The following is a 10,176-nucleotide window of genomic DNA, read 5'->3' as shown; positions in this document are numbered from 1 at the left end:
TATTGGCACATTCAATTGCATCACTGCTGATTTCAATTCCTGTTAACTTGATATCATTGCAAATAGTATTATCAATATTTGTCACACAACTTAACCCAAAACCACCTACCCCACAAAAAAGGTCCCAAATAGAGTTAATCGGTAAATTAGTAACCCAGTCACTTGCAGTTTTATATAGATTTTCAGCAACATAGGTATTAGTTTGAAAAAAACTTTTCGATTTTATATAGAGTTCAATATTATTTAATTTTATTGGTAAATATGGATTATCAGTAATAACCAATTCTTGTTCACCTTCTAAAATTGCGGCATGATTAGGTTGAATATTAATTGATACTACTTGTAGATTTTGTATGTAACTTTGCAACTGACTTATTGTATTTTTAATTTGTTCAACAAATTTTGATGATTTTAGGACAAATCGCAACATATAACTGTTTTGATTGTTGCTAGCACTTTCAGTAATGATAATGAATTTCAATTCACCTTTTCGTTTATTAATATTATAGGGAACTATCCCTTGTTTACGAATATAGCTACGTACGATTTTAAGAATGCTTTGCATGCTATCACTGTAAAGTGGACAATCGCATAAATCAACAGCTTGTTCGTTGTGTTGTATACCTAAGATTGGCTTTTCAACTGTTCCAAGTACTGCCATTTTTGCTTTATTACGAAACCCTTTTTGTTCACTGGCAAAAGGCGCTTTTAATTCTAAAGGTTGAAAAGGTGTTAATTGTTTAATCAATTGTTTTTGTTTTTCATCAAGTTGTGTTTGATAAGGTCGTTCAATCCATGGACAAGATAAACACTTTTTTTGCTGATAATAGCGACATTGCATGATGATAAAACCTATTTTTTTAATGTATATTTTATTTATAATTTTTATGAGTGAGAATCTAAATTCAATTTTATACTAAAACATTAGCTTTACCTTAATTTTTTTACCAAACATTTCAATATTTTTCGATTCATTGTAAATATACTAATAGCTATGATTTGACGAAATACCGGTATATGATAGGATAATGCCGTTAATATTATAGGAACTAATTAATGTCTATCAAGTTAAAAACTCCCGATGAAATCGAAAAAATGCGTATAGCAGGTAAACTTGCCGCTGAAGTATTAGAAATAGTTGAACCTTATGTTAAACCCGGTATAAGTACAGGTGAACTTGACCAAATTTGTTATGAGCACATTGTTAATGTGCAAAAAGCAATTCCTGCCAATATTGGTTATTGTGGCTATAAACATACTAGTTGTATTTCAATCAATGATGTAGTTTGTCATGGCATTCCAAGTTTCGAAAAAAAAATTAAGGATGGTGATATTCTCAACATTGATGTAACTGTCATTAAAGATGGTTATCATGGCGATACTTCACGAATGTATATTGCGGGTAAACCAACAATTGCCGGTGAAAAATTATGTCAAGTCACTCAAGAAAGCTTATATGAAGCAATAAAAATTATTAAACCAGGTATTCGTTTAAAAGAAATTGGTAAAACGATTCAAAAATATGTCGAGAAATTCGGCTTTTCATCAGTTAGAGAATATTGTGGTCATGGTATTGGTAATGTCTATCATGATGAACCACAGGTATTACATTATGATGCTGACGATGGTGGAGTGATTTTAAAACCGGGAATGACATTCACTATCGAGCCAATGGTAAATACCGGCGATTGGCGTACTCGCACAATGAAAGATGGTTGGACAGTTAAAACTAAAGATCATGGTCTTTCTGCGCAATATGAACATACTATTTTAGTCACCGATAACGGCGTTGAAGTGTTAACCTTACGCAAAGATGAAAACTTTCCTCGCATTATTGAACACTAAATAAAAAAGATTCAACAATGATACAATTGTTGAATCTTTCATTACTTATCATTTTTAGTAAACCGCCATTTTTTATTCTCAGTCTATTGTTTAACTAACCAATACCAAACAATTCACTTTATTAATTAGTTATACTGCTAACAATTAAAATCAATAAAACAATAGATGGCGATAAACATTGATCTTTTTCGATACACTTTATCTATTAATATAATAATGTATAAAGTTTACGTCGATAAGCACTTGCCAGAGGATTACTGGTACCAAGAGCCGCTAATAGATCCAGCAATGTTTTTTTCACTTGCCCATCTCCAGCATTAAGATCTTTGGTCAGCGGTTGATATAATAGTTCTAACGCTTCTTCATGACGCCCTACCTGCATTAATTGAGAAGACAATTGGATCATTAATTCTATATTATCGGGATGCTGAGCTAATTGCGCTTGCAACAATTGTAATTCAGGCGAATTAGCTGCTTGTTCGAGTAGTTCTATTTCTGCTTGTAAACCATGAAAAGTGGAATCTTGATCTTGCAATGGAATGGTACTTAGTACCTCTTTTGCTTCACTTAATTGTTTGAGTTCTATTTGCGATTTAGCGAGCATTAATGCAATATCAGATCTTGGCTTACCTAGATGATCGGTCAAGGCTTTCCAAGCTTGCCTTAACAAAGGTAAAGCTTGTTCGTATTTAGCTTCATTAAATAATGATTGTGCTTCAATTAACTTTAATTCATCTTCATTTGGTAATACTTTAGCTAAAAAATCCCTAATCACTTGTTCTGATTGTGGTCCTTGAAAACCATCTACAGGTTGGCCGTTTTGAAATAGATAGACTGTTGGTATTGCTCTTAAACCAAATTGAGCCGCTAGCATTTGCTGTTCATCACAATTGACACTAGCTAATATAAATTGCCCATTAAGTTCATTAGCTAATTTTGTTAATGTTTGTGTCATTGTTTCGTATTCTGGGCTTCGTGCAGACCAAAAGTAAAATAATACCGGTGATAGCGATGACTTTTCGATAATTGCTTGAATATTCTGTTCATTCACATCAAAAATAAATTGGTTTTGCATAAATGTTTCCTAAATTTTTCGGCTTATTATTTATTAGATAAAATTTTATCCATTAATCTATCGGGAAGCAAACGTTTAGCGATAGCAGCAAGTTTAGTGACTTTTGTTACCCTGTAACGAATTTTTGGTTTATCACTCTCTAATGCATGATATAAATAAGGTAACACAGCTTCAGGAAGAAGCGTAAATCGTTTGGCAATAGGTGGATTTTCTATAGTATTATTTTTTTCAGTTTGATTAACATTACTGGAAAAATAGGTTTTTAAGGGCCCAGGTTCGATTAAACAAACTTTAATATTGGTTTTATATAATTCTAGTCTTAATACATCTGACCATGCTTCTAACGCATATTTACTTGCAGAATAAGCGCCTCGACCAGGGGTTGCTACGATGCCCACAATAGAGCTTGTCTGAATAATTCGGCCTTCATTTTGTTCAAGCATTGCAGGAAGCAGTAATTGGGTTAACTGATGAACACCAAAAAAATTAGTTGAAAATTGAGCTTCTAATTGCTCACGATTAATGGTATTTAACCGACCATATACACCAAAACCTGCATTATTGAATAATGCATATAATTTACCGTCAGTTAATGTTAATACCTCATTTGCTGCGTGTTTAACTGATTCAGGATCATCTAAATCAAGTAACACTGTTTCAAACCCTTGCTCAATAAGTTTTTTTTGGTCAGACACTTTACGACACGAAGCAATAACGCGATATCCACGTTTTTTCAAGGCAATCGCTGAAATTAAACCAATACCACTAGAACAACCGGTAATAAATATTGTTCGCAAATTTTGTCACTCCCTTGTAATGATATATTGTCAAGTTAATCCTCTGCAATTATGATAGCACATCTAAATTTAAGTTAGTTAATCAAAGCTAAGAGGACTAAATGAAAATCGCTATTATTGCCGCAATGGAAGAAGAAGTTGCTATATTAAAAACTAAAATCAGTCACTATCGTGTTGAAAACCATTTAGGTTATGATTTTCATTTAGGTCAAATTGCCGGTTGTGACATTGTATTGCTTCAATCTGGTATCGGTAAAGTTGCAGCAGCATCGGGCACAACGTTGTTATTGAATAATTACAACGTTGATGCCGTCATTAATACGGGTTCAGCAGGAGGATTATCGTCTAAACTTAATATTGGCGATATTGTTGTGTCACAGAATGTCTTTTATCACGATGTTGATTTAACGGCTTTTGGATACCTACCAGGACAAATGTCTGGCTGCCCTGCCACCTTTGAATCTGCTGAAAAATATCAATTACTCGCTAAAAGCTGTATAAAAAAACATGGCGTCAATGCAATTGTAGGCTCAATTGGTAGTGGCGATGCATTTATTAATGGTAAAAACCATTTAGATAGAATCAAACAAACCTTTCCTGACGCAATTGCTGTTGAAATGGAAGCTGCAGCAATTGGTCATGTATGTTGGCTTTTTAAGGTGCCGTTTGTTGTGGTGCGAGCAATTTCCGATAATGGTGATAATGAATCAGCAATTGATTTTCAATCATTTTTAAACGTTGCCTCTGCACAATCATCGTTAATTGTAGAGTCAATGTTGAGTGAACTTGCGTGAGTTACCTTTTTTGGTTTGACCTTTTAGGCACTATTGTATTTGCTATTTCTGGTGTTTTGTTAGCCGCAAAAAAAGAGATGGATCCAATTGGTGCACTTGTTTTAGCTGTTATTACAGCCATTGGCGGCGGAACTATTCGAGATATGGTGTTAAATCATGGACCGATTTTTTGGATAACTGACTCAACAGATTTATACGTTGCTATTATCGCCTCACTAATAACCATGTTGTTGTTGCGTTATTCATCAACCCTAACTATTCCTAAATGGTTATTTTCGGTATTAGATGCAATTGGTCTTGCTGTATTTGTCGGTATTGGGGTAAACAAAGCTATTGACTCTCAAGTCAATAGCCTAATTGCAGTGTGTATGGGCGTTATGACAGGTGTTGGTGGTGGAATTATACGAGATGTACTTGCCAGAGATATTCCTATGGTTTTTAGAACCGACATCTACGCAACTGCCTGCATAATTGGTGGAACAACACATGTCATTGCTTATAACGGACTTAATTTGCCGTTAGAGATATCCACCCTGCTCGGTATTTCAGTGACACTTACCATTCGCCTATTAGCGATTTATCGTAATTTAACATTACCTATAGTTGGATTAAAAAAATAATCGTCATCACAATACTATTGAACTTTTACTGCTCATTAGCGATATATTTTTCAAATAAAGGTTTTCGCCAACCAGATAAAATGTCAGGCAAAGCAGCGGTGTTATCTATTTGCCATTTAACATACTGATTGATTAATCGCCTTGATAATAACAAATCTTGATTTAACCCAGTATGCTCAGCAATATCTTGCGCTGCTTGTTTTAATTTATCTGCAATATTTTTGTAATTAGGATAAGAGTTAACTCGACGAATAGGAGGAATATCTGGAATAGGCTCTAATAAAATAGCTAAAATAGCCTGTCCATATAACCGTATTTCCTTGCCATTCATACCTAATTTATCAAGTTCAGCCAAGGAGCTTGGCGAATAACGCGCTATTTTAAATAGTGTTTCTTCATTCACGACAAAATTTAAAGCGATATCGTTTTGTTTAGCGGTATTATAACGATAACGAGCCAGTTTATATAATTGACCTAAACTTTTACCCTTTAATTGCCAACTGTTTTTAATATTAAGATAAGCATCATCTGGATTAATAATTTCGCACTTACGTTTAATTACGGTTTGGCATTCTTGATAGGCTGCCGTTAAATAACCTTGTTTCGTTAATTGCGTTTTGAGCAAATTCATCAAAGGGAAAAGATATAAAACATCATTAATAGCGTAGTCACATTGTTTTTCAGTTAACGGGCGTTTTAACCAGTCTGTACGCGTTTCACTTTTATCTAATTCAACATTTAAATATTTGTTAACTAAGCTTGCATAACCACTACTTATTGGATTATCCAAAAAAGAAGCAAATATTTGGCTATCAATAATTGGCGTTGGCAAGCAACCAAAAAAGTGTAAAAAGACTTCAATATCTTCACTGCAAGAATGAAAATATTTTTCAATAGTAGGATTATTTAAGATAGCTAAAAAAGCCTGCCAATCAGTAATTGCTAGCGGATCAATCAGTGCAGCATATTCACCATTAAACACTTGCAACAACCCTAAATGTGGATAAAAAGTCCGAGTGCGTACAAATTCTGTATCCAAAGCAATTGCATTGCTATTGGCAATTTTTACGCAGTATTGATTCAACTGCGCATTATTGGTAATAAATTGATATGACAAGGTCTGTTTCCTAATTAGTTTAGTTAGTGCTAGATGCTGGTTGTTTAGCAAAATCGATATCGATAACTGCGATTTCAGAATGCGTCATTAAACGAATTGGCGGTCCCCAAAGACCATAACCACTACTCACAATACTAACAAAAGGTTTCTCATTATCTTGATAGATGCCATGGGCATTTTTATACATTGCCGCAACGAGCAAATTAATAGGAAATACTTGTCCATCATGAGTATGACCTGAAATCATTAAATCCACCCCTAACGAAGCAGGTTCAACTAAATCTTTCGGTTGATGATCTAATAAAATGACTGGGCTTTGCGTGTCAGTAAACATCATCAAGTCAGATAAAGAAGCCCGTTTTACATCATATAACGCAGATGAAAAATCATCGCGCCCAATCAGGCTAATACCGACGTCATCCAGATAAACTATATCATCTTTTAACACTTTCATATTCGCTTGTTGAAAGGCATTAATGATATCTTGTTCACGATTATTCGGTTCCTTTGTACCTAAATATTCGTGATTACCGAAAATGATATATGTGCCATATTTTGATTTGAGTTGCTGAAATTGTTTGTAAAAATCTTGCTCAATAAATGGTTTTAAGCGTTTATCTAATGTATCACCAGTAATAACAATAAAATCGGCATTCAAACTATTCACTTTATCAACCATTTGTTGAATCATTCTATGCGTAGTTAATTCATTGATATGAATATCTGAAAGCTGAACAATACGTAAATGATCAACATTAGCCGGTTTATTAATTTTGACTTGATAATTAACAATTTTAGATTCGATAGCCATCTCATGGCCATAACAAAATAGTGAGAGAACACAAATGATATAGATAATTTTGGTCGCTAAATTGGAGCTAAATTTATTTTTAATAAGTTTATGCACAATATCAAACAATAAAGTGACAAAAATAGCGCAGATAATTAAACCAAAAGTAACATTCGCCAATAAAGGCAGCCAATAAGTAGACAAACTCTCAAATATCTTAGAAAGTACTAAAGATAAACTCGCGATACCAACAAAAAACCAATAAGCAATTTTATATACACCACGTGGATGACATTTAAACCAAAATTGCCAACGTTTACCTAAATAGATAGCGATCAGAATGCTAACAACTATGGCAATAAGCGCAATAAAACTCATAATTACCCGAACAATTGAACCTAAAAAATGGTATGATAGCAGAATTAAAATCTATAGTACCAATAACTTTTATGGATATCAAAAAAGACCAATTATTTTCGACACCCATTGAAAAATTAGGCGATTGGACATTTGATGAAAAAGTCGCCGAAGTTTTTCCCGATATGGTGCAACGTTCGGTTCCTGGTTATTCTAATATTATCTCAATGATTGGCATGTTAGCAGAAAGATTCGTTCAACCAAATTCAACAGTTTATGATTTGGGGTGCTCTTTAGGTGCAGCTACTCTGTCTATTCGACGTAATATCAATCATGCTAATTGTCGTATTATTGCAGTGGATAATTCCGAACCCATGGTTGAACGTTGTAAACGACACATCGAAGCATACAAAGCTAAAGTTCCTGTTGAAGTCATCTGTGACGATATTTGCAATATTACTATGCAAAATGCATCAATGGTGGTACTTAATTTTACCTTACAATTTTTAACCCCAGAAAACCGTCAACGTGTTTTAAATAATATCTATCAAGCATTAAAACCTAATGGTATTTTAGTTCTTTCTGAAAAATTTAGTTTTAGTGATCCAACTATTGATGAATTACTCTTCAATATGCATCATGATTTTAAACGTGCAAATGGCTATAGCGAACTTGAAATTAGTCAAAAACGAAACATGTTAGAAAATGTGATGCTGACCGATTCGATCAAAACGCATAAAAAACGCCTATCTCAGGCAGGATTTAATCATATTGATACTTGGTTCCAGTGCTTTAATTTTGGATCTATTATCGCAATCAAATAAAGTATAAATGCAAACACAGATAACAAGGAATAACACATGATCGACTTTGGTGATTTTTACCAGATAATCGCAAAAAGTAAACTGAGTCGTTGGCTTGAAGTTTTACCTGCACAATTAGCAAATTGGCAAAAACAAAACATTGATAATCGCTTTAATCAATGGCTCAACAGTATTAAGCATCTACCGTCTATCACGCCTTATCAAATTGATTTATTGCATAGTGTCACAGCAAAAACCAAAGAACCATTAACTAATGGCGAACAATTACGGATTACGCAGTTATTAAAAACCATGATGCCTTGGCGTAAAGGACCTTTTAATTTATATGATATTTATATTGATACCGAGTGGCGTTCAGATTGGAAATGGCAACGATTAATCAATCATATCGATAACTTAGAAGGTAAAACAGTTTTAGATGTCGGTTGCAATAGTGGTTATCATTTATGGCGTATGATTGGTGCTGGAGCAAAATTGGCTGTGGGCATTGATCCAATGGCGCTTTATTTATGCCAATTTGAAGCAATCCGTAAATTATTAGGTAACGACCAGCGAGCCCACCTATTACCACTTGGTATTGAAGAGTTACCCAAACTAAAGGCTTTTGATACCGTATTTTCAATGGGCGTTTTATATCATCGTCGCTCCCCGCTTGATCATCTCTATCAGTTAAAAGATCAACTGACTGATGGAGGACAATTAGTATTAGAGACACTGGTCATTGATGGTGAGCTGCATCAAGCATTAATGCCCGGTGAACGTTATGCTCAGATGCGTAATGTTTATTTCATTCCATCAGTACCAACCATGATTAACTGGCTCAATAAATGTGGTTTTACAGAGGTTAAGCTTGTTGATATTTCGACCACTAGTTTGGATGAACAACGTAAAACAGAATGGATGACATCTGATTCACTGGCTGATTTTTTAGATCCCAATGACATAACCAAAACCGTAGAAGGATATCCTGCCCCTATGCGAGCAGTATTTATTGCTAAAAACTAGTCTACAAACCAATAGCAGATATAAATAGTGATGATGAGTGTTAATTAAAATGTGTCTTTAAATTCACTAATTAATCGACAATAACTGATAATTGGCACAATAAATAATTCGCAATAATACGGTAATAGTAATTGCCTAACTGCGATCTTTTGCTTCACCGAGTAGTAATAAATGAATATTGTGAATGATATTACAATAAATGATTTATAACTTGAAAAATTAGTCCTTGATGAGCAGTTAGTCAATTCTTGTTTAAACCTATTAAATTAGGGAGATTTGGCGTAAATCAATACACTAGCAGCCAGTTGGGCTTTTATGAAGAATAGGATGTGTTATCAATAAATACTTTATCTTCGGATAAGACTTTTACAAAATATGGCATTATCTTATAAAAGCTTATCCAATAGAGATTAGCTTAAAGCATTATTGACTAGAGTATTACTGACAAATTTCTTTAATCGATAGTGTCGCTGGCACGTTGCGATCATCAGAATACTGAAAACGAAATAAGAAACGAATATCATAAAAACTCAAGACATTGACAACATCTTGCTTATTACAAAATTCATCTTTAAGCTGAACTCTAAAATAATCAGAAAGATCCTGTACTGGCAAGGTTTGGCTATCTGCGGGAATTTTATACTCAAATACAATGTTATTACTATTTGCGGTAATATTGGTTAGTTCTGTACCATCTGCCGTCTTATATGGAAACTTACCTTTTTCACCTAAAATCGATTTTTTTGCGCTATTAACAATGGCCGAACTTACTTTAGATACTGGCGGTAATTCATCGCAATAAGCCGATGAAAACATCAATAATCCAATCAATATCACTGCTGATTTCGCTAATTTTTTCATTGCGCTATCCCTTATTATATTATTTAATCTTACCCGATAAAAAATGCTCATTCACTATTTTTAGTAAGTGTTCTATTAACTGCTGATTATT

11 protein-coding genes are annotated in these 10,176 nt (G+C 33.8%); 5 read left to right on the top strand and 6 right to left on the bottom strand.

Translation table 11 applies throughout. The features are described 5' to 3' along the window. Positions 1-841, bottom strand: an 841-nt coding sequence (gene rumB, locus A9G09_RS07105; RefSeq protein ID WP_065634178.1) for a hypothetical protein, incomplete at its 3' end; no start/stop codon positions are given. A gap of 215 nt (positions 842-1,056) precedes the next feature. On the opposite strand from rumB, the gene map reads away from it, so the two are divergent. Then, positions 1,057-1,845: a type I methionyl aminopeptidase gene (gene map / locus A9G09_RS07100; RefSeq protein WP_065634177.1), complete on the top strand. Its 789-nt coding sequence runs from the start codon at positions 1,057-1,059 to the stop codon at positions 1,843-1,845. A gap of 205 nt (positions 1,846-2,050) precedes the next feature. Here map and A9G09_RS07095 read toward each other — a convergent pair whose 3' ends face one another. Then, the gene (locus A9G09_RS07095; RefSeq protein ID WP_065634176.1) at positions 2,051-2,920 is read right to left on the bottom strand and encodes a co-chaperone YbbN; all 870 of its coding nucleotides are present in this window, start codon (positions 2,918-2,920) and stop codon (positions 2,051-2,053) included. Positions 2,921-2,946: 26 nt separating this feature from the next. Continuing rightward, entirely contained in the window at positions 2,947-3,717 is a 771-nt protein-coding gene (locus A9G09_RS07090) for an SDR family oxidoreductase (RefSeq protein WP_065634175.1), read from the bottom strand. A 101-nt stretch (positions 3,718-3,818) separates the two neighbouring features. Here A9G09_RS07090 and A9G09_RS07085 point away from each other — a divergent pair, with 101 nt between their 5' ends. Both A9G09_RS07085 and A9G09_RS07080 read left to right on the top strand, forming a co-directional pair. Next, on the top strand, positions 3,819-4,511 hold the full coding sequence (locus tag A9G09_RS07085; protein WP_065634174.1) for a 5'-methylthioadenosine/adenosylhomocysteine nucleosidase: 693 nt from the start codon (positions 3,819-3,821) through the stop codon (positions 4,509-4,511). Then, on the top strand, positions 4,508-5,131 hold the full coding sequence (locus A9G09_RS07080) for a TRIC cation channel family protein (RefSeq protein WP_065634173.1): 624 nt from the start codon (positions 4,508-4,510) through the stop codon (positions 5,129-5,131). The genes A9G09_RS07085 and A9G09_RS07080 overlap by 4 nt, the downstream gene beginning before the upstream one ends. A 25-nt stretch (positions 5,132-5,156) precedes the next feature. On the opposite strand, the gene rnd is transcribed toward A9G09_RS07080, so the two are convergent. Then, entirely contained in the window at positions 5,157-6,248 is a 1,092-nt protein-coding gene (rnd, locus tag A9G09_RS07075; protein WP_065634172.1) for a ribonuclease D, read from the bottom strand. A gap of 19 nt (positions 6,249-6,267) precedes the next feature. Beyond that, positions 6,268-7,416, bottom strand: coding sequence for a metallophosphoesterase (locus A9G09_RS07070; protein ID WP_065634171.1), 1,149 nt, complete (start codon positions 7,414-7,416; stop codon positions 6,268-6,270). A 71-nt stretch (positions 7,417-7,487) separates the two neighbouring features. Between A9G09_RS07070 and cmoA the strand changes: the two genes are divergently transcribed. Together cmoA and cmoB are read left to right on the top strand one after the other, a co-directional pair. Continuing rightward, complete coding sequence (gene cmoA / locus A9G09_RS07065) at positions 7,488-8,219, top strand: carboxy-S-adenosyl-L-methionine synthase CmoA (protein WP_065634170.1); 732 nt, start codon at positions 7,488-7,490, stop codon at positions 8,217-8,219. Positions 8,220-8,255: 36 nt separating this feature from the next. Further along, positions 8,256-9,224, top strand: coding sequence for a tRNA 5-methoxyuridine(34)/uridine 5-oxyacetic acid(34) synthase CmoB (gene cmoB / locus A9G09_RS07060; protein ID WP_065634169.1), 969 nt, complete (start codon positions 8,256-8,258; stop codon positions 9,222-9,224). A 438-nt stretch (positions 9,225-9,662) separates the two neighbouring features. Here cmoB and A9G09_RS07055 read toward each other — a convergent pair whose 3' ends face one another. Next, entirely contained in the window at positions 9,663-10,085 is a 423-nt protein-coding gene (locus A9G09_RS07055; RefSeq protein WP_065634168.1) for a hypothetical protein, read from the bottom strand. Positions 10,086-10,176 lie beyond the last annotated feature (91 nt).

The sequence above is a fragment of the Gilliamella sp. wkB292 genome, from assembly GCF_001690235.1.
Lineage (GTDB): Bacteria > Pseudomonadota > Gammaproteobacteria > Enterobacterales > Orbaceae > Gilliamella > Gilliamella apicola_F.
The sequence above is the reverse complement of the archived record's forward strand: the minus strand, read 5'-3'. Positions and strand labels throughout refer to the sequence as shown.

Bases quoted from the DNA above. Each gene is read 5' to 3' on its own strand.
- A9G09_RS07070 (WP_065634171.1), bottom strand. From the start codon at position 7,416: ATGAGTTTTATTGCGCTTATTGCCATAGTTGTTAGCATTCTGATCGCT.
- A9G09_RS07095 (WP_065634176.1), bottom strand. From the start codon at position 2,920: ATGCAAAACCAATTTATTTTTGATGTGAATGAACAGAATATTCAAGCA.
- cmoA (WP_065634170.1), top strand. From the start codon at position 7,488: ATGGATATCAAAAAAGACCAATTATTTTCGACACCCATTGAAAAATTA.
- map (WP_065634177.1), top strand. From the start codon at position 1,057: ATGTCTATCAAGTTAAAAACTCCCGATGAAATCGAAAAAATGCGTATA.
- cmoB (WP_065634169.1), top strand. From the start codon at position 8,256: ATGATCGACTTTGGTGATTTTTACCAGATAATCGCAAAAAGTAAACTG.
- A9G09_RS07055 (WP_065634168.1), bottom strand. From the start codon at position 10,085: ATGAAAAAATTAGCGAAATCAGCAGTGATATTGATTGGATTATTGATG.
- A9G09_RS07085 (WP_065634174.1), top strand. From the start codon at position 3,819: ATGAAAATCGCTATTATTGCCGCAATGGAAGAAGAAGTTGCTATATTA.